Genomic DNA, 19,658 nt, shown 5'->3' with positions numbered 1-19,658 from the left:
AACGAGGTGAAACGGACTGTGGACGTTGACGACCAGGTGACGCCCGCTCTCACCCTGCGCGGGGTCAGCAAGCGCTACGGTCCGGTCGTCGCCTGCGACGCCGTGGATCTCACCGTACGACCCGGTGAGATCCACGGCCTCCTCGGCGAGAACGGGGCCGGCAAGTCGACCCTGATGAAGATCCTGCTGGGGCTGGTGCAGCGCGACACCGGGACGATCGACCGCGACGGCAGGTCCGTCGAGATCGAGACCCCGCAGGTCGCGGCCGACCTCGGACTGGGCATGGTGCACCAGCACTTCAGCCTGATCGAGCCGCTGACCGTCTGGGAGAACGTCATTCTCGGCGACACCGGCCGGGTCGACCGGGCGGCGGCCTGCGCGCAGGTCGAGGAGGTGGGCCGCCGGTACGGCCTGCCGATCGACCCCCTGACCCGGGTGGACCGGCTCTCCGCCGGGGAACGGCAGCGGGTCGAACTGATCAAGTGCCTGCGGCGGGACCCCTCCGTGCTGATCCTGGACGAGCCCACCTCGGTGCTCACCCAGGCCGAGTCGGCCGAACTGTTCGGCGTCCTGCGCCGGGTGGTCCAGGCCGAGAACCGCGCCGTGATCCTGATCAGCCACAAGCTGGCCGAGATCATCTCGGCCACCGACCGGGTGACGGTGCTGCGCCGCGGCGCCGTGGTGTTCCAGGGGGAGACCTCGGAGACCACCCCGCAGCTGCTGGCCCGGCAGATGGTCGGCCGGGAGGTGTCGTTGCAGAACGAGAGCGCCGCCCTCGGTCTGCTGCCGGTCGAGGCACCCACCGGGGGGCACTCCGACGAGACCGCCGCCCCGGCGGCCGCCACCGAGCCCACCCCGGCACCCGCCGGTCCGCCGGCGCTGCGGCTGCACGAGGTGAGCGTCCTCGTCGGCGGGCTGCCCCTGCTCGACAAGCTCGACCTGGAGGTCGCCGCCGGCGAGATCGTCGGCCTGTACGGGGTGGAGGGCAACGGTCAGGCCACCCTCGGTGACCTGCTCTCCGGGCTGGTCGTCCCGGACACCGGCACCGTCGAGGTCGCCGGTCGACCCGTCGACCTGAGCCGGCCCGGAGCCATGCACGACGCCGGCCTGGGTGTCGTGCCCGAGGACCGGCACCGCTCCGGGGTCGTGCTGGACATGACCATCGCCGAGAACCTGGTCATGAAGTCCCTGGCCGGGGTCTGCACCCGGGGTGTGCTCAGCCGCCGACGGATGAACCGGCTCGCCCGCGAGCAGATGACCGAGTTCAACATCGTCGCGCCCTCGCCCGACACCCCCGTACGCAGCCTCTCCGGCGGTAACCAGCAGCGGGTGGTCCTGGCCCGGGAGTTGTCAGCCGGGCCGAAGGCACTCGTCGCCGCCCAGCCCACGCACGGTCTGGACGTCGGTGCGATCGAAGACATGTACCTGCGGTTGCGGCGCGCTGCCGCGGAAGGGGTGGCGGTGTTGCTGATCTCCACCGAGCTGGAGGAGGTGATGGCCCTGGCCGACCGGATCGCGGTGATCTCCTCCGGCAAGGTCGTCGGGGTGCTGCCGACCGCCGAGGCCACCGCCGAGCGGCTCGGCATGCTCGTCGGCGGGGTGAGTCACTGATGGCGGGTACCGACGCCGCCGGCCGGCGGCTGCTCAACCGGCTCAACCCGGGTGTCGGCGGCTGGCAGGTCGGTGCGGCCACGGTGGTCACCGTGTCCATCTGCCTCGGCCTGTCGGCGCTGCTGATCGCCGCCACCGGCGGGTCCCCGATCGCCGCCGCGAAGGCCCTCTACCAGGGCGGCATGGCCACCCAGTCGGCGTGGACCAGCTCGCTGCTGTACGTCGCACCGCTGCTGCTGGTAGCGGTCGGCGCCTGCGTCAGCGCCCGGTCCGGGTTCTTCAACATCGGCCAGGAGGGGCAGGTCCTCATCGGGGCCCTCGCCGGTGCCTTCGTCGGCCTGCGGCTGGCCCTGCCGGGTCCGCTGCTGCTGGTCGTGGTGCTGCTGGCGGCACTGCTGGCCTCCGGCGCCTGGGCCGGGCTCAGCGCGTTGATGTACCGGTTCCGGGGAGTCAACGTCGTGGTCAGCACCCTGCTGATGACGTTCCTGGCCCAGCAGCTGGTCGCCTTCGCGGTCAACACCCCGTGGCTGTTGCAGGAGTCCCGGTTGGGCACCGGGGTGGTCTCCCCGCAGTCCAACCCGCTGCCGGAGAACGCCCGGCTGGTCTCCTACGGGCAGTTCCCGAACCTCCAGGTCAACACCGGGCTGATCCTGGCCCTGGTGGTCGCCGTCGCCCTGGCCCTGGCCCTGGCCCGGACCCGGTGGGGTTTCCGGCTCAAGATGCTCGGCCTGAACCCGGTGACCGCCCGGCACGCCGGGGTGAAGGTCGGCCTGCTCGGCGGCCTGGCTCTGGCCACCTCGGGTGCGTTCGCCGGTCTGGCCGGGGCGCTGCTGCTGACCAGCCCGGTCGGCACCAACCGCCTGCAGCCGGGCATGTCGCTCAACATCGGCTGGGACGGCCTGCTGGTGGCCCTGGTGGCCCGGAACAACCCGCTGCTGTCCATCCCCGTCGCGGTGCTGTTCGGGGTGCTGCGCGCCGGCGGCGGGTTCCTCGCCGCGACCGGGGTGCCGTCGATCCTGGTCGACGTGGTCAAGGCGCTGCTGGTGCTGGCCTTCGTCGCACCGCCGGTGGTGATCGGGATGTTGCGTCGACGCCGCCCGAGCGGCTCGTCGGGAACCCCGACCACGCCCACCGCCACCCCGACGCCGACCGGCCCGGCTCCGCGCGACGGAGCCGACGCCCAGGTTCCGGCGACGGACGCGACCGGCGGCCCCACCACCGCGAGCACGCGCAACGTCATGGAAGGCAGACCGGCATGAGCGCCGCCGACAACATCGCCACCATCCTGTCCAGCGGGGCCCGGCTCACCGTGCCGTTGGCGTTCGCCGCCTGCGGCGAGTACGTCGCACAGCGGGCCGGCACCCTGAACATCTCCGTCGAGGCGATGATGCTCGGCGCGGCCTTCGGGTCGATCGCGGTGGCCAGCGCCACCGGCAGCGCCACCATCGGGTTGGTCGCCGGCGCCTTCGTGGGGATGTCGGTGGCGTTCGTGCACGCCAACCTCTCCCACCGGGCGCAGATCAACACCTTCGTGGTGGGTCTGGTCCTCAACGCCCTGGTCCTCGGCCTGACCAGCTACCTGATCACGGTCAGCAGCTTCACCGGCCACCAGGTCTGGCTGGTCGACATCCCGGTGCTGCGCGACATCCCGGTGATCGGTCCGCTGCTGTTCACCCAACGCTGGCCGGTGTACCTGCTGCTGGCGGTGATCCCCCTGACCTGGTGGCTAGTGGAACGCAGCCGCTGGGGGCTGGAGATCCGGGCGGTGGGGGAGAACCCGCAGTCCGCCGACGTCAGCGGCATCCAGGTCAACCGGCGGCGCCGGCAGGCGCTGCTGTGGGCGGGCCTGCTCGCCGGGCTCGGTGGGGCGTACCTGGCGGTGGGTGAGGTCGGTTCGTTCAACCAGAACATGACCGCCGGTCGCGGTTACCTGGTGATCGCCGCGGTGATCTTCGGGGCGTGGCGGTTGCGCCGTACCCTGATCGGCTGTGTGGTGTTCGGCCTGGCCGACGCGTCCCGGCTGGCCCTGCCGGCGTTGGGCATCACCGTCAACTCGCAGTTGCTGATCGCCGCGCCGTACGTGCTGGCCCTGCTGGCGATGCTCTTCTTCGCCACCAAGGACCACGAGCCCCGGGCCCTGGCCCAACCGTTCAACCGCGGCACGGTCTGACCGGCTGCGACGAGACGGGGCCTGGCCCACACCGCAGGGTGTGGGCCAGGCCCCGTCTCGCGTCGCGAGGGCTCAGCTGCGGCGTCGGCGGGCCGCCTCGGTGAGCTCCAGCGGCCGGTAGCCGGCGTCGGCCGGGTTGACGGTGTGGCCGGGGGCGACCAGCTCGTCGATGCGGTCCAGGACGTCGGCGGGGAGCGGACCCCGGCTGCCGGCACCGAGCTGGCTGCGCAGCTGCGCCAACGTACGGGGACCCATGATCGCGCTGGTGACGGCCGGGTGGCTGAGCACGAACCCGAGGGCCAGCTCGATCAGGGTCAGGCCCGCCGAGTCGGCCAGTTCCTGGAGCCCGCCGACCAGTTCGAGCTTGCGGTCACGGATCTGCGCGTCCCGGAAGTCGAAGTGGTCGCTGTTGCGTCCGGCCCGGGAGTCGTCGGGGATCTGCGCGGTGCGGTACTTGCCGGTCAGCCACCCCCCGTTGAGCGGGCTGTACACCAGGACGCCCAGCCGGTGGCGCAGGCTGGTCGGCAGCGCAGCGGCCTCCGCCCCCCGGGCCATGATCGAGTATCCGGTCTGTTCGGTGGTGAACCGTTCCCGGTGCCGACGCTCGGCGACCCACTGCGCCTCGACGATCCGTTCGGCGGGGAACGCGGAGGTGCCGATCATCCGGACCTTGCCCTGGCGGACCAGGTCGGACAGGGCGCCGAGGGTCTCGTCGACGTCGGTGTCGGGGTCGGGACGGTGGACCTGGTACAGGTCGATCCAGTCGGTGCCCAGCCGCCGCAGGCTGCCCTCGACGGCCTCCATGATCCAGCGCCGGGAGTTGCCCCGACGGTTGCGGTCGGTGCCCATGGGCTCGTGGAACTTGGTGGCCAGCACGACGTCGTCACGGCGTCCCCGCAACGCCCGGCCGAGGATCTCCTCGGACTGGCCCTGGGCGTACACGTCGGCGGTGTCGACGAAGTTGACGCCGGCGTCGAGGGCCTCACCGACGATGCGGTGGCACTCCTGCTCGTCCTCGTTGCCCCAGGCGCCGAACATCATGGCGCCCAAGCAGAGGGTACTGACCTCGACGCCGCTCGCGCCGAGCCTGCGGTACTGCATGATGGGGTCGACCTCCTGTTGACGGGTGTGCCGACCACGCTGGCACGTCGACCGCCCGCCGGCACCGTACCCGCAGGTCGAAACGGGTGCGCCGGGTTTGTGTCCGCGGCACATCGACCCGCCGTCGACCACTGCCTAGGCTGGGAGCTGCGATGTTCTTGTACATTTCGGTACGGTGGAGGTTAACGTGGCGACCGGCCTGACTCACGCCCGATGGACGCACGTGGCGCTGCCCACCGGCGACCTCGACAAGGCGATCGACTTCTACACCTCGCTCACCCCGTTGGTCGTGGTGGAACGGTTCGCCGACGCCGACGGGGAGAGCGTCTGGCTCTCCAACGACAAGCAGGTCGAGACGCCGTTCGTGCTGGTGCTGGTCTCGTTCAACAAGGACAAGGGCGGGCAGCTCGGTCTGCTGCACCCGTTCGCGCACATCGGTGTCGAGGTGCCGCAGCGCTCCGACGTCGACGAGATCGCCGCCCGCGCCCGGGAGCTCGGATGCCTGCACTGGGAGCCCCGGCAGATGCCCCCGCCGGTGGGCTACATCTGCGCGCTGAAGGACCCGGACGGCAACGTCATCGAGATCTCCCACGACCAGCAGGTGTACGACACCGTCCAGCGGGTGTGGGGCAGCTGAGCGCGGAGCGTACCCGCGACGGGGTGCTGCGGTACCTGGACGCGTTGAACGCCGGTGACGCCGACGCGATCGCCGGCTGCGTCAGTGCCGACTTCGTCAACGAGCACACCAGTGCCGCCGGTCGGGGGGTGGTCGGTCGGGCCGGTTACCGGGCCCGGCTGGACGGGTTCCTGGCCGACTTCGTCGCGTTGCGCTACGAGGTCGAGGAGGTGCTCGTCGACGGGGACCGGGCCGCCGTGGCGTACCGGATGTCGTTCCGGCTGGCCTCGGCGGACGGGGCGCCGGTGACGGTGCGGGGCGTGTTCCGGTTCCGGGTCGACTCCGACGGGCTCGTCGCCCACCGGGTGGACTACTGGGACGGGGCCGAGGTCACGCGTCAGATCGCCGCCGCCGACGGGAGCTGACCGGACGGGAGACGAGTCGTCGGGGCCCGTGACGGCCCCGACGACCTGCCCGTCCCCGCCGGGGTGTCGCCGACGGCGGGTCGCTGTCGGTAGAGTTCGTCATCCGGGTGGACGGCGAGCGCGAGGTGACGCGATGGCGGGCAGGGTCGAGGAGGCCGGCGGCGAGGTACCGGCGATCCAGACCGTGCAGCGTGCCGCCACGATCCTGCAGGCGTTCTCGGCGTCCCGGCCTCGGCTGACCCTGACCGAGCTGACCGCGGACCTGAAGATCAGCCGGGCCACCGCGCACCGGTACGCGCGGGCGTTGCGGTCGGCGAACCTGCTCCGGTTCGACGTGGCCACCGCCACCTACACGCTGGGGCCGCAGATCCTGGCGATGGAGGCCGCCGCCCGGGCGGCGCTGCCGATCGTCACCGCCGCCGAGCCGTACCTGGACCGGTTGATGCAGTCGACCAACCTGACCACCGTGCTCAGCGTGTGGAACGGGGAGGCCCCGACGGTGGTGCGGTGCATGGACAACACCACCGGCGACGTGCGGCTCAGTGTCCGTACCGGGTCACCGTTGGACCTCACCCGATCCGCGCAGGGTCGGGTGTTCTGCGCGTACCTGCCGCCGACGCAGTCGCCGGTGGTGGCCCGGCAGTTGCGCGGGTCGGCGTCGTTGCGGGCGGTGGTCGACCGGGTCCTGCGGGACGGGTACGCGGTCAACTCCCCGGAGGACTTCGGGGTGCGGGTCCTGGCCGCTCCGGTGTACGAGCACGGTCAGGTGGTGGCCGCGTTGGCGGTGCTGGGCACCGACGCCGCGCTGACCGGTGCGGCGCAGGCCACGGCCGCCGGCCACCTGGTCGAGGTGGCCGGCGAACTGTCCGAGGGGCTCGGTTCGGCCGTCGGGTGACCCTGGTGGGGTCACCGCCTCGGGTGGTGGCCGTTGGCGTCGAGGATGCTGCTGCCCAGGTCGGCGGTGATCACCTTCGCGGCGCGCTGGAGGGCGGCGGCGAAAGGGCTGTCGGTGCCCTCGGGGACCGAGGTGGTGGTGCCGACGATGGCCATCGCGGCGATCAGCGTGTTGCCCCGGAAGATCGGGGCGGCGATGCTGCGGACCCCGTTGACCGAGGGGGTGTTCGCCGAGATGCCGGTACGCCGGATCTTGTCGACCTCGTGGCGGAGTTCGGCGGAGGCGGCCAGGTCCGCGGCGAGTCCCGGGATGTCGTCGGCGGACAGGAAGGCGCAGAAGACCCGCCCCTGGGCCGAGGCGGTACGCGACAGCCGCGAACCGGTCCGGACGCTGACCCGGATGACCCGGTCGGTGTTGTCGTCGGCGCGGACCACGACGGCCGTGTCGCCGTCCCAGACGCTGAGCACGACCGTCTCGTCGATCTCCCGGACGAGTTGTTGCATGTGCGGCCCGGCGATGCTGATCACCGGCATGGCCGCGCGGGCGGCGGCCGACAGGCTGAGGATCTGCGGGCCTAGGGAGTACAGCCCTTCCCGTTCGTCGTAACGCAGCAGGTTGCTCTCGCGCAGCGCTTTGGTGTAGCGGTGCGCGGTGGCCTTGCTGGTGCCGAGGCTGGCTGTCAGCTCGTTGAGGCTGAGCCGTGGACGGGCCGGGGTGAAGGCGTTGAGGATGACCGCCGCACGTTGCACGGTCTGAATCGCCGGAGCACTCTGGTCAGGGGTTTTCTCCGACGGAGGACTACCGTCCGCCATGTGGATTCCTTCGTGCGTCAAGTGAGACAGTATCATGGCATGCGGCACCTCAGTCTGTCGATGCGGTGCTGGAATGCACCGCGATCCGCGCGTACAGGCGGGCGAAACGGACGAGTTCCGCCACCTCGTACCGATCCCGTCGGGGATCGTCCGGGTCCCCGACGAGGGGGGCCGGACCGAGCCGGACCGTGGGTACGCCCCGACCCCGCAGCACCACCCCGTCGGTGGAGCCGGTCCAGCCCCGGATCGGCGTGGGTGGCGCGTGGTGCACAGCCTGCCAGGCGGCGTGGGCGTGGCGGCTGATCGGCGCGTCGATCGGCGTGGCGGCGGCGGAGTGCACCGGCCACCCGGCCACGTCCAGCACGCAGTCGCGCAGCGGGGTGTCGGCCAGGGCGCGGGTGAGGGTGTCGCGCAGGTCGGCCACGATCGTGTCGGGTTCGTCGCCGGGGATCGTCACCAGGTACAGGTGCAGGTCGAGGCGGCCCGGCAGCAGGTCGGGCTTGCCGGGGCGGCCGGCGCCGACCGAGCCGACGCCCACCTCCGCGCCGACCTGGTCGCTGCGGTCGGCCCGGGCGTCCAGGTGGGCCCGCCGGAACGTCTCCAGCGCCGCCAGGACCGGGGCCAGGTTCATGATCAGCCCACCCGGGGGGACGGCGGTGTCGCGGGCGAGGACCGGATGGTGGCGGGTCTGCAGCCGTACCCGCAGGAACATCGCGCCGGGTTCGGCGGTGAGGATGCCGGGGGGACCGCTCTTGGCCACCACGGCGGCGGCCGGGGCCGACAGGTGGTCCAGGTGGTAAGCGACGCCCCCGGCCACCTGCCCGGCGGGGTCGTCGGGCAGGTGGCGGTGGGTGCCGGCGGCGGCGAGCAGGAGGGTCAGTCGGTGGGGGACCCCCCTGTCGCGCAGCGCGGTCGCGGCGGCGACGAAGCCGACCAGGGCGCTCGCGGCGGCGGCCCGGGCGACGCCCAGGCCGAAACCGTCGACCACCGCGTCGGGGCCGACCTGTCGACGCAGTGCTGGCACCGGCCCGTCGTGGCCGGTGACGGCGGCGTCGAAACCCGGGTCACCGGTGAGCGAGGTGTCCAGGTGCGAGTAGAGCAGCAGTTCGTCGGCGTCGCCGTGGGTGCAGGAGGCGACCAGGTTCGCCGCGTCGGGCAGCCCGTCGACGGCCGGTAGCGGGTCGACCCGCCAGGACAGGTGGGGCCACCGGTCGGCGGCGAAGGCGGCCAGCCGCCGGGCGGTGGCGTGTTCGCGCCCGTACGGGCTGGGTCCGGCGGTGAGCACCGCCAGGGTGTCGAGCAGCGCGTCCGGGTCGACGGCGGCGTCGACGGCCCGGCCCAGCGCCTCGGGTACCTCGTCGGTCATCGCGCCCTCCCCGACGTCGTGTCTCTCATTCAAGATGACATCTCGTATGTTGACATAGCCCGGATGGTGTCTCTAGCGTGGCGTGACATCAACGACACCGCTTCCACACCGAAAGCCGCAGGTCGCGGGCGGGGGGCGGTGCCACCAAGACCACTGAACACGCGGGAGGACCGATGGCCTACGTGGTCACCGACGAGTGTGTGGACGTGCAGGATCGGTCCTGCGTCGAGGAATGCCCTGTCGACTGCATCTACGAGGGCGACCGGATGATGTACGTCAACCCGGACGAGTGCGTCGACTGCGGGCGTTGCGAACCGGTCTGCCCGGTCACCTCGATCTACCACATCGAGGACCTGCCCACCGCCAAGGCGCACTTCGGCCCGATCAACGCCGAGTTCTTCGCCGAGATCGGCAACCCCGGCGGCGCCCGCAAGATCGGCCGGGTCGGCCGCGACCACCCGGCAGTCACCGAGAGCACGACCTGATGGCCCAGCAGATCGAGGTCGACCTCGCGGTCATCGGAGCCGGCCCGGCCGGCCTCTACGCCACCTACTACGCGGGGTTCCGGGGCATGAGCGTGGCAGTGGTCGACTCGCTGCCCGAACCCGGCGGCCAGATCGCCGCCCTCTACCCGGAGAAGGACATCTTCGACATCGCCGGCCTGCCGGCGGTCAAGGGCCAGCAGCTCGTCGACGCGCTGCTCACCCAGGCCGCCACCGCCAAGCCGACGTTCCTGCTCGGGGAGAGCGCCGTCGACCTGACCACCGGCGAGGACCACGTCCTCGTCGGCACCGACGTCGGCAGCCAGGTACGCGCCAAGGCGGTGCTGCTCACCGCCGGCATCGGCACCTTCACCCCCCGGGAACTGCCCGTCGGCACCGAGTACCTCGGCCGGGGACTGCGCTACTTCGTCCCCCGACTCGAGGAACTCGCCGGCCAGGACGTCGTCGTGGTCGGCGGCGGCGACTCCGCCGTCGACTGGGCCCTGGCCCTGGAGCCGTACGCGGCCAGCATCACCCTGGTGCACCGGCGTCCCCAGTTCCGCGCCCACGAACACAGCGTCGCCCAACTGGAACGCTCCAGCGTCCGGATCCGCACCCCGTACGAGGTCAGCGCCGTCACCGGCGACCCGACCCTCGCCTCGGTCACCATCAGCGAGGTCCGGGGCGAGGGCCGCGAGGAACTGCCCGCCCAGGCGGTGGTCGCCGCCCTCGGGTTCATCGCCGACCTGTCCGCCATGGAACGGTGGGGGCTGCAGATGCGCCGCCGCTACATCGAGGTGGACCGGTCGATGCAGACCAACCTGCCCCGCGTCTTCGCCGCCGGGGACATCACCGACTACGAGGGCAAGGTCCGGCTGATCTCCGTCGGGTTCGGTGAGGCGGCCAGCGCCGTCAACAACCTCGCCCCGCTGGTCAACCCGGCCCTGGGCACCGTACCCGGACACTCCTCGGACTCGGTGTGAGCGCCCCCGCCGCGGACGTGACCGCGCCCCAGCCCACCGCCGCCGCCGGACTGCACCTGCTGGCCACCCGCCACGGGCTGGCCCGCCTCGGCGACGACGGCACCGCCGACCTGCTCGACCTGCCGTACCCGGACGTGGCGGCGCTGCTGCAGGCCGGTGCCGGACTCGCCCCGGCCCGCGAGGCTCGGGTCCGTGACCGGGTGCCCCTCGACGACCTCGCCGGGGACGTCGTCGCCCCGCTGGCCCACACCCGGTCGGTGTGGGGCGTCGGCCTCAACTACCACTGCAAGGCCCGGCTCACCGGCCGGTCCCTGCCCGAACAGCCGGTGCTCTACCTCAAGGGTGCCAGCGCCGGCTGCGGACCGGACGCGGTGGTGCCGCTGCCGACCTCGGTCAGCGCGCAACCCGACTACGAGGGAGAGGTCGCCCTCGTCATCGGCGCCCGGATGCACCACACCCCCGCCGAGTCGGCCTGGGCGCACGTGGCAGCGATCACCGCCGCCAACGACTGCACCGCCCGGGACGTGATGAAGGCGTCGGCCAACCCGACACTGGCCAAGAGCTTCCCCGGCTTCGGTGCCCTCGGTGCCTCGGTGCTCGACCTGGCGGCCGTCGCCGACCGGGACGCCATCCCCGTCCGCACCACGGTCAACGGGGAACTGCGCCAGCAGGCCAGCACCGCCGACCTCATCTTCGGTGTCCCCGAACTGCTCGCCTGGATCACCCGGTACGTCGTGCTGGAACCCGGTGACGTGGTGCTGACCGGCACCCCGGCCGGCACCGGACAGGACCGGGGCTGCTTCCTCGCCCCCGGTGACCTGGTCGAGGTGACCGTCGGCGGGGTGCTGCCCCTGCGTACCCGCTTCCGCGCCGAGACCCCCGACCCCGCCCCGGCGTCCCCGGCCGGCGCCGTCCCCACGGCCTGACCGCCGCCGCCTCAACGAGAGAGAACCTGATCTCATGACCGAGAACTCCCCCCGGTACGACCTGGTCCTCACCGGCGGCCAGGTGTTCGACGCCGACACCGGTGCCAGCCGGGTCGTCGACGTCGCGATCACCGGCGACAAGGTCGCCCGGATCGCCCCCGACCTGGCCGCCGCCGGCACCGAGACCATCGACTGCACCGGCCGGTACGTCCTGCCCGGCCTCGTCGAGGGACACACCCACATCTTCGCCGAGGTGTCCAAGGTCGGCGCCCCGCCGGACGAGGCGCACCTGCGCCGGGGTGTGGTGGCCGCCTGCGACGCCGGCACCGTCGGCGCCTCCACCTTCGCCGCCTTCGAGTCCTACGTCGCCGCGCCGGCCCAGATCCGCCTGGTGAACTTCCTCAACGTCTCCGTCCTCGGGCTGATCGACTTCCGCTTCGGCGAGCTGATGAACCCCGACACCCTGGTGCCGGAGGACGCCCTGGCCGTCGCCGAGGCCAACCCGCACCGGGTACGCGGATTCAAGATCCGCCTCTCCGAGGACGTCGTCGGCCACAACTGGCGTCCCCTGCTCAAGCGCTCCCTGTCCCTGGCCGCCGAGGCCGGACTGCCGCTGATGGTGCACATCGGCGAGACCCCCGAGCCGCTGCCGACGGTCCTCGACGAGCTGCGCCCCGGCGACGTCATCGCGCACTGCTACACCGGCAAGCCGTACGGCATCCTGCGCGACGGCACCGTCCTGCCCGAGGTGTACGCCGCCCGCGAGCGCGGGGTGCTGTTCGAGTCCGCGCACGGCAAGAGCAACCTCAGCTTCAAGGTCGCCAAGCCGGCCATCGAGCAGGGCTTCCTGCCCGACGTGATCACCTCCGACACCAGCGCCCGCAACTGGCGCGGCCCGGTGTTCGACCTGGTCACCAGCATGTCCAAGCTCCGCGCCCTGGGCATGACGATGGAGCAGATCGTCCCCCGGGTGACCTCCGCCCCGGCCCGGCTGCTGGGCCTGGACGCCGAGGGCTACGGCAGCCTCGTCGAGGGCGGCCCGGCGCACGTCACCGTCCTCGCCGACGCCGAGGAGGCGATCCTGCCCGACGCCGCCGGCAACACCATGCCCGCCGTCCGGTTGGAGCCGGAGGTCGTGCTGCGCGCCGGGGAGCGGATCGCCACGGTGCCGTGGCGGGGCCTGCCGGCCGACGCGTGAGCCGTCGATGACCACGAGCGACCCGCTCGGGACGCACCTGGCCCGCCGTCGACTGCGCACGACGCTGCGCGACGGCGGGCCGCTGGTGGGCACCTTCCTCAAGTTGCCGGGCCCCGACCCGGTGGCCCTGGCCGCCCGCGCCGGGCTCGACTTCGTCGTGCTCGACCTGGAACACTCCGCCCTGGACGAGCGGGCCGTCACCGACCAGCTCCGGCTCGCCGCCGCGCTGGGGCTGCCCGCACTGGTCCGGATACCGGCGGTGGACCCCGGTCAGGTCAACCGGCTGCTGGAGGCCGGGGCGGCCGGTCTGCAACTGTCCACGGTGCGGACCCGGGCGCAGACGCAGGCGTTGCACGCCGCCGCCCGGTACGCTCCGTACGGTCGGCGCAGCATCAGCCTGGCCCACCCGGCCGCCGGGTACGGCGCCGACGGCCTGGACGCCTACCTGGCCGCCGAGGCGGCCGACCCGCCCCTGCTGGTCGCCCAGATCGAGACGGCGACCACCGAGGACCCGCTGCCGGAGCTGCTGGACACCGTGGACGTCGCGTTCGTCGGGACCACCGACCTGTCGGTGAGCCTCGGTCTGTCCACCACCGACGACCCGGCACCGCTGCTGGCCCGCACCGCCGAGGTCGCCGAGGCGACCCGCGTCGGCGGCACCGCCCTGGGCGGGTGGCTGCCGCAGCACACCCCCGAGGCCCTGGCCCGCTTCGGTCTGGCCGACGCCCGCTACCTGGTCCTCGGCTCCGACCTGCAGTTGCTCGGCGCCGGTCTGCGCGGGCTGACCGCGCGGCGCTGACCCGACCCGACCTCCCGAAGGGATCCGCCCGACATGCTCAATCCGCAGCTGTACGGCACCTCGGTGAACTGGGACGACATCCCGGCCACCGACGTGCGCCCCGGGGTGCGCCGCAAGGTGTACTCCACCGACGAGGTGCTGTTCGCCTGGCACGAACTCGCCGTCGGCATGGACCTCAACCCGCACCACCACGACGACTTCGACCAGCTGGTGCTGATCCTCGGCGGCCGGTGCAACTACTACGTCGACGGGGTCGCGCACCCGATGGGGCCGGGGTCGATGCTGCTGGTGCCGCGCGGCGCGCAGCACTACATCGAGCCGACCGAGGGGCCGTGCATCAACGTGGACGTCTTCACCCCGCCGAGGGCGGACTTCCTGCCGCACGCGTGGCGTCCCGGACAGGACTGACCCGACCGTGACCGAGATCGTGGTGGTGGGCAGCCTCAACGTCGACGTGGTGGTGCCCCTGGCGGAGCTGCCCGCGCCCGGGCAGACGGTGCTGGGCACCGCCGACCACCGGCGGGCCGGCGGCGGCAAGGGCGCCAACCAGGCCGTCGCCGCCGCCCGCCTGGGCCGTCGGGTGACCATGGTCGGCGCGGTCGGCGCCGACACCGAGGGGGAGTGGCTGACCGGGCTGCTGACCGCCGAGGGGGTGGACACCTCCGGGGTGCTGCGCGCACCCCGCCCCACCGGGCAGGCGATCGTGCTGGTCACCGCCGACGGCGACAGCACCATCGCGGTCAGCTCGGGGGCGAACATGTGGCTCGCCCCCGAGCACCTCGACCCGTTCGGTGCGCTGCTCGGCGGTGCCGGGGCGGTCCTGCTGCAGCAGGAGGTCGACGCCGGGGTGGTGGCCGCCGCGGTCCGCGCCGCCGGTGGCCTGGTGGTGTTGAACCCGGCTCCGGCGCGTCCGGTGGATCCGGCGACCCTGGCCCGGGTGGACGTGCTCGTGCCCAACCGGGGGGAGCTGGCCGCCCTGGCCGGCGTGCCCGACGGACCCGCCGACGACCGGGAGGTCGACCGGCTGGTGGCGCAGGCCCGCTCGCTGGGCACCCGGGGGCCGGTGGTGGTCACCCTGGGCTCCGACGGCGCCCTGGTGGTGACCGCCGACCGGCAGTGGCTCGTCCCGGCCGAGCGGGTGGACGCGGTGGACGCCACCGGCGCGGGGGACACCTTCTGCGCCGCGTTGGCCGACGCGCTGCTCGACGGGGCCGCTATCGACGCGGCGGCCCGCTGGGCGAGCCGGGTGGCGGCGGTGACCGTCACCCGGGCGGGGGCGATGGCCGCCGCGCCCCGCCGGGACGAGGTTCCGGCCGGGTAGCCCGGCCCGTACGCACGTCGGAGCCCCCTGCACCTCGGGCAGGGGGCTCCGACGTACCGCCTCAGACGTGGGTGGGGAAGTCCGCCTTGCGGATCAGGCAGTGCACGCCCTTGATCCCGTCGACGACCTGGCTGATCTCGAAGTCGGCGGCGGCGCTGAGGTAGGCCAGCGCGGTCGGCGCGGGCATGCCCTGCCGGTGGCCGAGGAAGTCCACGGCGGCCCGTACCGCGCGGCGCATCGCCTCGTTCAGGTCGGCGTGCAGGCCGACCGGCAGCCAGTGGGTGTCGGTCTCGGCGAACGGGCTGCCGGCGGTGCCGACCAGGCCTGCGGCCTGGGCCTTCGGGATCACCGTCAGCCGGAGGGTGGCCCGCAGCGGGGCCTCCAACGCGGTCAGGGCCACCTCGCCGTCGCCCTGGGCGTAGTGCGGGTCACCGGCGTAGAACCCGGCCCCGGGCAGCTGCACCGGCAGGTAGAGCGAGGAGCCGATCTGGAGTTCGTTGATGTCGAGGTTGCCGCCGTGGTCGCCGGGCGGCACCGAGTGCACCGGCTCGTCGGTGTCCACGGCCACGCCCATCAGGCCGAGGAAGGGGGCCAGGGGGAACCGGGCGGCCCGGCCGTCGCCGTACGGGAGGGTGCCGTAGAGCCGGCCGCCGCTGGAGACCACCTCGGTGAAGTGGCAGACGCTGCCGTACGCCCGGGGCTGCTCGCCGTCGCGTCCGGTGTCGAGCGGGGTGAGGGGGTACTCCCCGGGCAGCGCGCCGTAGCCGTGGCGGCTGCTGACGAAGCCGTACGGGGCCCGCACCAGCAGGTCGAGCACGTCGACCCGGAGCAGGTCACCGGGCTGCGCGCCGTCGACGGTGATCGGGCCGGTGACGACGTGCGGTCCGTCGGTGTCGTAGTCGTGGGCGACGTCCGAGGCGGCCAGCTCCACCGCGTCGGTGAGGACGTGGTCGGTGTCGACGTCGAACTGCTTGAGGTAGGCGACCGGGTCCCGTCCCTGGTCCTCCAGGATGCCCTCGTGGCTGAGGGTGTCGATGGTCACCGTCTCGCCCGATCGCACCCGCAGCACCGATTCGTGGCGCCGGTCGGGCAGGCGGCCCCACAGGCAGGTCTGCGGGGTGCTCGGCAGGTAGTGGGTTCCGGCGATCGGACCGTGGTGCGGCTGAAGCATGGGATCCTCCGGGAGGGGTGACACCGTCGGTCGGTGCGATGGATCGGCGCGGCGGTGCGCGATGGCGGGGCGCGAGTGTGCGACGGCCCGGTGGTGCGGGGCCGGTGCGTGTGCGGTCGAGCCGGGACCGCGCCGAAGTCGATGCTGGGGATCGTGTCCGCCGTACCCGCCCGGTTGTGTTGCACAAGGATTAACAGTGCGTAACCCGGATCTGAGTTACGCCTGCTCTTGACAGCTACCACCCACCGATAGCAGCATCGGAGAGCGAGATGCTGTCTCGCATAACGTAGAAGGCGGTGGGGTGATGACGCAGCAGACGCCGGAACGCCCGAACGGCGGACCCGGTGCCGGTGCGATGATCGACGAGGACTGGGAGGCACTGCGGTTCCGCGTGCACCGCTCGGCGTACCGCGACCCGGAGGTCTTCTCCGAGGAGGTCGCGCGCATCTGGGGCCGGACCTGGCTCTACCTGGGCCACGAAACGGAGGTCCCCAACCCGGGCGACTTCAAGACCCGGAACCTGGGTGGACGACCCCTGATCCTCGTCCGGGACTCCGACGGCCAGGTGCGGGTCTTCTTCAACGCCTGCACCCACCGGGGCACCGTCCTGTGCCGCCACAGCGAGGGCAACGCCAAGTTCTTCCAGTGCTTCTACCACGCGTGGGCGTTCAGCAACGCCGGCGACCTGGCCGCGCTGCCCGGCGACGACGCGTACCCCGACGACCCGGCGTTCCGGGCCTCGATGGCGCTGCGGCAGGTGCCCCGCCTCGACATCCACGAGGGCTTCGTCTTCATCGCGTTCACCGAGGACGTACCCGACCTGCTCACCCACCTGGGACCGGCCGCGCACTACATGTCGCTGACCGCCAAGATCGGTGACAAGGGCATGACCACCCTGCCGGGTGTCCAGTCCTACAGCGTCAAGGGCAACTGGAAGCTCGCCGTCGAGAACGCCATGGACGGCTACCACTTCGCCCCGACCCACAACACGTTCGTGGGCTACCTGCGGGAGACCGGCTTCGCCGTCACCGACGACGACCAGTACGCCTACGACCTCGGCGGCGGCCACGGACTGCTCGTGCTCACCGGGCACAACGGGCGCATCGGCATGGTCTGGGAGCCCCGCTTCGGCGAGGAGGAGAAGACCCGCACCACCGCCAAGCGCCGCGAGATGCAGGCCCGGCTCGGCGACGACCTGGCCGCCGAGATCGCCGACGCCAGCCGGATCCTGTTCGTCTTCCCGAACCTCCTGCTGTTCGACCTGGAGGCGCTGACCATCCGCCAGCTCGAACCGGTCGCCCCCGACCGCACCGACGTGCGGGCCTGGCAGTTCGTCGAGGTCGGCGAGCCGGAGTCGGTCCGCGCCCTGCGGATCAAGACGATGGTCAGCTTCGTCGGACCGGGCGGCCTGGCCACCCCCGACGACATCGAGGCGTACGAGGCGGTCCAGCGCGGCATCGTGGCCACCGCCGACGCGGGCGACCCGGCCCACGACTGGAGCGACATGTCCCGGGGCATGGCCAACGAGAAGCAGGGCAACCAGGGCCGCTCCATCGACGAGGGCGCCATGCGCAGCTTCTGGCGGCACTGGGCCCACCGGGTCCAGGCCACCACCACCGTCGGCGGCACCCCGCCGGCCGGCCCCGCCAAGCCCGGCCCCAGCCCGCTGCTGGCCGGCTCCGGCAGCCCGCAAGAGGGGGCGTGAGCGCGATGTCGACGACGGTCAGCCGTAGGGGAGTGGTCAACGTGGGTTCGCGTGAGGTGACCCGGGCCGAGGTGGAGGACTTCCTCTACCACGAGGCGCAGCTGCTCGACGAGTGGCGCCTCGACGAGTGGTTCACCCTCATCGAGGAGGGGGGCCGGCTGGAGGTCCCCACCACCGACTGGGGTGGCTGGGACGCCACCACCGCCGGATACTTCGTCTGCGACGACTACGACCTCATCCAGGCCCGGGTCAAGCGGCTCAAGAGCCGCAAGGCGCACGCGGAGAACCCGCACTCGCGTACCCACCGGATGATCTCCAACGTGATCCTGTTGGAGGCCGGCGCGGAGACCCTCTGGATCACCGCGAACTTCGTCATCCACCGCTACCGCGACGGCGGCGCCTACACCTACGTCGGCCGGTACGAGCACGTCCTGAAGGTCGACCCGGACGGGCTGCGGTTCCGGGTCCGCCGGGCGGTGCCGGTGATGGAGGCGATGGACCCCGGCGCCCGCCTGAGCTTCATCCTCTGACCCGAAGGCCACCACATGATCACCCACATGCTGGTCTTCCGGTTCCGCGACGACCTGCCACCCGGTACGGCCGAGTCGGTCCTGGCCGAACTGGAGACCTTCCCCGACACCTACCCGGCGATGCGCAACTGGCGCAGCGGCGTCAACGTCAGCACCCGGGACACCTCCATGACCCACGGGTTCGTCGTGGAGTTCGACTCCGAGCAGGACCTGCTCGCCTACCTCAACAGCGAGTCGCACGAGCGGTTCGTCCGGGAACGCTGGCGCCCGGTCATCGAACGCCAGGCCATCGTCACCCTCCCCGACACCGGGGACGCGCACACCGAGAGGAGCCGCTGATGTCCACCGAGGCCACCCGCCGCCGCGGACCGTACGGCATGGAGTACGCCCGGATCGAGGTGCCGGACCTGGCGGCCTCCATCGAGTTCCTCCAGTACCACGTCGGCCTGCAACTGGAACAGCACGACGACGAGTACGCGTTCCTGCGCGCCGACATCGAACACCACAGCATCGAACTGGTCGCCGCCCCGCAGCGGGAGGTCTCCTGGACCACCGCCATCGGGTTCAGCGTCGAGTCCGAGGCGGTCCTCGACGACCTGCGGGACCGGGTCACCGCCGCCGGACATGAGATCCTCGACCTGGCCGACCGGGTCAAGCCGCTGGTGCAGAACGGATTCGCCGTCCGTGACCCCAACGGCCTGATCGTGGAGCTGTTCACCGAGTTCACCGAGTACGCCGAGCCGCCGCTGATCGAGCTGCGCCCCGTGGACCTCGTGCACCCCTTCCTCGCCACCGACAAGTACGAGGAGAGCCTGCACTTCTACACCGAGGTCCTCGGCTTCCAGGCCTCCGACCACGTCGGTGACGTGACAGTCTTCCTGCGCTGCGAGGACCGCTACCACCACAGCCTCGCCCTGCAGCGCAACAAGGAGTTCTACGTCGCGCACCTGTGCTTCCGGATGAAGAGCTTCGACCACGTCATGCGTGGCCGGGCCCGCGCCCAGTACAAGCAGGTCCCGATCGCCTCCGACCTGGTCAACCACTCCGCGTCGACGTCGATCGCGTTCTACATGCACGACCCGAAGCACGGTCCCCGCTACGAGCTGTGCGACAGGCACCGGGTCTTCACCGAGGAGGAGCACGCCACGCACCGGGCCCGCCGGATGTCGGTGGACCCGCGCAACATCGACGTGTGGCGTCCGGCCGCCGACGACTGGGGCCGCTTCTAGCCGTCCCCCCGGTGGCCGGGTGCGGGTCGGCTCCCAGGTCCGGCCGACCCCGCACCCCGGCCACCCCGTGCGCCCGTACCCCCGTCGACGGGGGTACGGGCGCACGTCGTACCGACGCCCCCACCGGCGTCGATCACTGTCGGTGAGCTAGGGTCCAGACGACCGGGAACACCGACGTGCGGTCACCGAGCACCTCCGGGCTCGGCCGGCGACACGGCCGCCACGACGCCGTGTCCCACCGCCCACCCCACCCCGGAGGTCCGCGATGTCCGACGCCCGCGTCCCGACCGGCACGACGCACAGCCCCCGCACCGGGAA

The 19,658-nt window shown here is 72.3% G+C and carries 21 protein-coding genes; 17 read left to right on the top strand and 4 right to left on the bottom strand.

Features of this window, described 5'->3' with window-relative positions:
* Positions 1-18 precede the first annotated feature (18 nt).
* Genes WHN02_RS18860 through WHN02_RS18850 form a run of 3 tightly spaced genes read left to right on the top strand, consistent with a single transcriptional unit; the run spans position 19 to position 3,781 of the window.
* Complete coding sequence (locus tag WHN02_RS18860) at positions 19-1,611, top strand: ABC transporter ATP-binding protein (protein ID WP_434740035.1); 1,593 nt, start codon at positions 19-21, stop codon at positions 1,609-1,611.
* Positions 1,611-2,870: an ABC transporter permease gene (locus WHN02_RS18855; protein ID WP_434740034.1), complete on the top strand. Its 1,260-nt coding sequence runs from the start codon at positions 1,611-1,613 to the stop codon at positions 2,868-2,870. Before WHN02_RS18860 ends, WHN02_RS18855 begins: the two co-directional genes overlap by 1 nt.
* Positions 2,867-3,781: an ABC transporter permease gene (locus tag WHN02_RS18850; protein WP_434740033.1), complete on the top strand. Its 915-nt coding sequence runs from the start codon at positions 2,867-2,869 to the stop codon at positions 3,779-3,781. Before WHN02_RS18855 ends, WHN02_RS18850 begins: the two co-directional genes overlap by 4 nt.
* 72 nt (positions 3,782-3,853) lie before the next feature.
* Here WHN02_RS18850 and WHN02_RS18845 read toward each other — a convergent pair whose 3' ends face one another.
* Positions 3,854-4,882 (bottom strand): aldo/keto reductase, encoded by a 1,029-nt coding sequence (locus WHN02_RS18845; protein ID WP_434740032.1) that lies wholly within the window; start codon positions 4,880-4,882, stop codon positions 3,854-3,856.
* 187 nt (positions 4,883-5,069) lie between these two features.
* On the opposite strand from WHN02_RS18845, the gene WHN02_RS18840 reads away from it, so the two are divergent.
* The 3 genes from WHN02_RS18840 (at position 5,070) to WHN02_RS18830 (ending at position 6,818) form a co-directional block, all read left to right on the top strand.
* On the top strand, positions 5,070-5,519 hold the full coding sequence (locus WHN02_RS18840; protein WP_350899397.1) for a VOC family protein: 450 nt from the start codon (positions 5,070-5,072) through the stop codon (positions 5,517-5,519).
* Complete coding sequence (locus tag WHN02_RS18835) at positions 5,507-5,923, top strand: nuclear transport factor 2 family protein (RefSeq protein WP_434740031.1); 417 nt, start codon at positions 5,507-5,509, stop codon at positions 5,921-5,923. Before WHN02_RS18840 ends, WHN02_RS18835 begins: the two co-directional genes overlap by 13 nt.
* A 133-nt stretch (positions 5,924-6,056) precedes the next feature.
* The gene (locus WHN02_RS18830; protein ID WP_434740030.1) at positions 6,057-6,818 is read left to right on the top strand and encodes an IclR family transcriptional regulator; all 762 of its coding nucleotides are present in this window, start codon (positions 6,057-6,059) and stop codon (positions 6,816-6,818) included.
* Positions 6,819-6,829: 11 nt separating this feature from the next.
* Here the strand turns inward: WHN02_RS18830 and WHN02_RS18825 are convergent, their stop codons facing one another.
* Positions 6,830-7,567: an IclR family transcriptional regulator gene (locus WHN02_RS18825; protein WP_434740029.1), complete on the bottom strand. Its 738-nt coding sequence runs from the start codon at positions 7,565-7,567 to the stop codon at positions 6,830-6,832.
* 112 nt (positions 7,568-7,679) lie between these two features.
* Positions 7,680-8,996, bottom strand: coding sequence for a hypothetical protein (locus WHN02_RS18820; RefSeq protein ID WP_434740028.1), 1,317 nt, complete (start codon positions 8,994-8,996; stop codon positions 7,680-7,682).
* Between the two features lie 173 nt (positions 8,997-9,169).
* On the opposite strand from WHN02_RS18820, the gene fdxA reads away from it, so the two are divergent.
* The 7 genes from fdxA to WHN02_RS18785 are packed head-to-tail and all read left to right on the top strand — an operon-like array spanning position 9,170 to position 14,705.
* A complete protein-coding gene (gene fdxA, locus WHN02_RS18815; RefSeq protein WP_434740027.1) occupies positions 9,170-9,481 on the top strand; it encodes a ferredoxin in 312 nt (103 codons plus the stop codon).
* The gene (locus WHN02_RS18810) at positions 9,481-10,461 is read left to right on the top strand and encodes an NAD(P)/FAD-dependent oxidoreductase (protein ID WP_434740026.1); all 981 of its coding nucleotides are present in this window, start codon (positions 9,481-9,483) and stop codon (positions 10,459-10,461) included. Before fdxA ends, WHN02_RS18810 begins: the two co-directional genes overlap by 1 nt.
* Positions 10,458-11,387, top strand: a complete 930-nt coding sequence (locus tag WHN02_RS18805; protein WP_434740025.1) for a fumarylacetoacetate hydrolase family protein — start codon at positions 10,458-10,460, stop codon at positions 11,385-11,387. Before WHN02_RS18810 ends, WHN02_RS18805 begins: the two co-directional genes overlap by 4 nt.
* A 34-nt stretch (positions 11,388-11,421) precedes the next feature.
* On the top strand, positions 11,422-12,585 hold the full coding sequence (locus tag WHN02_RS18800; protein ID WP_434740024.1) for a hypothetical protein: 1,164 nt from the start codon (positions 11,422-11,424) through the stop codon (positions 12,583-12,585).
* 7 nt (positions 12,586-12,592) lie between these two features.
* Positions 12,593-13,384 (top strand): HpcH/HpaI aldolase family protein, encoded by a 792-nt coding sequence (locus WHN02_RS18795; protein WP_434740023.1) that lies wholly within the window; start codon positions 12,593-12,595, stop codon positions 13,382-13,384.
* A gap of 33 nt (positions 13,385-13,417) precedes the next feature.
* Positions 13,418-13,792 carry a cupin domain-containing protein gene (locus WHN02_RS18790; RefSeq protein ID WP_350899681.1) on the top strand — a complete coding sequence of 125 codons (375 nt, stop codon included), beginning with the start codon at positions 13,418-13,420 and terminating at the stop codon, positions 13,790-13,792.
* 7 nt (positions 13,793-13,799) lie between these two features.
* Complete coding sequence (locus tag WHN02_RS18785; RefSeq protein ID WP_434740022.1) at positions 13,800-14,705, top strand: ribokinase; 906 nt, start codon at positions 13,800-13,802, stop codon at positions 14,703-14,705.
* Between the two features lie 61 nt (positions 14,706-14,766).
* Here WHN02_RS18785 and WHN02_RS18780 read toward each other — a convergent pair whose 3' ends face one another.
* Positions 14,767-15,876 carry an acetamidase/formamidase family protein gene (locus WHN02_RS18780; protein WP_350899677.1) on the bottom strand — a complete coding sequence of 370 codons (1,110 nt, stop codon included), beginning with the start codon at positions 15,874-15,876 and terminating at the stop codon, positions 14,767-14,769.
* Between the two features lie 304 nt (positions 15,877-16,180).
* Here WHN02_RS18780 and WHN02_RS18775 point away from each other — a divergent pair, with 304 nt between their 5' ends.
* Genes WHN02_RS18775 through WHN02_RS18760 form a run of 4 tightly spaced genes read left to right on the top strand, consistent with a single transcriptional unit; the run spans position 16,181 to position 19,340 of the window.
* Entirely contained in the window at positions 16,181-17,581 is a 1,401-nt protein-coding gene (locus tag WHN02_RS18775) for an aromatic ring-hydroxylating oxygenase subunit alpha (protein WP_434740021.1), read from the top strand.
* A gap of 5 nt (positions 17,582-17,586) precedes the next feature.
* Positions 17,587-18,111 carry an aromatic-ring-hydroxylating dioxygenase subunit beta gene (locus WHN02_RS18770; RefSeq protein WP_434744005.1) on the top strand — a complete coding sequence of 175 codons (525 nt, stop codon included), beginning with the start codon at positions 17,587-17,589 and terminating at the stop codon, positions 18,109-18,111.
* A 15-nt stretch (positions 18,112-18,126) separates the two neighbouring features.
* Complete coding sequence (locus WHN02_RS18765) at positions 18,127-18,450, top strand: Dabb family protein (RefSeq protein ID WP_350899671.1); 324 nt, start codon at positions 18,127-18,129, stop codon at positions 18,448-18,450.
* Positions 18,450-19,340, top strand: a complete 891-nt coding sequence (locus WHN02_RS18760) for a VOC family protein (protein WP_434740020.1) — start codon at positions 18,450-18,452, stop codon at positions 19,338-19,340. The genes WHN02_RS18765 and WHN02_RS18760 overlap by 1 nt, the downstream gene beginning before the upstream one ends.
* Positions 19,341-19,658: the final 318 nt, after the last annotated feature.

Source organism: Micromonospora sp. SH-82 (genome assembly GCF_051132485.1).
GTDB lineage: Bacteria > Actinomycetota > Actinomycetes > Mycobacteriales > Micromonosporaceae > Micromonospora.
This window is presented reverse-complemented; position numbering and strand designations above follow the sequence as displayed.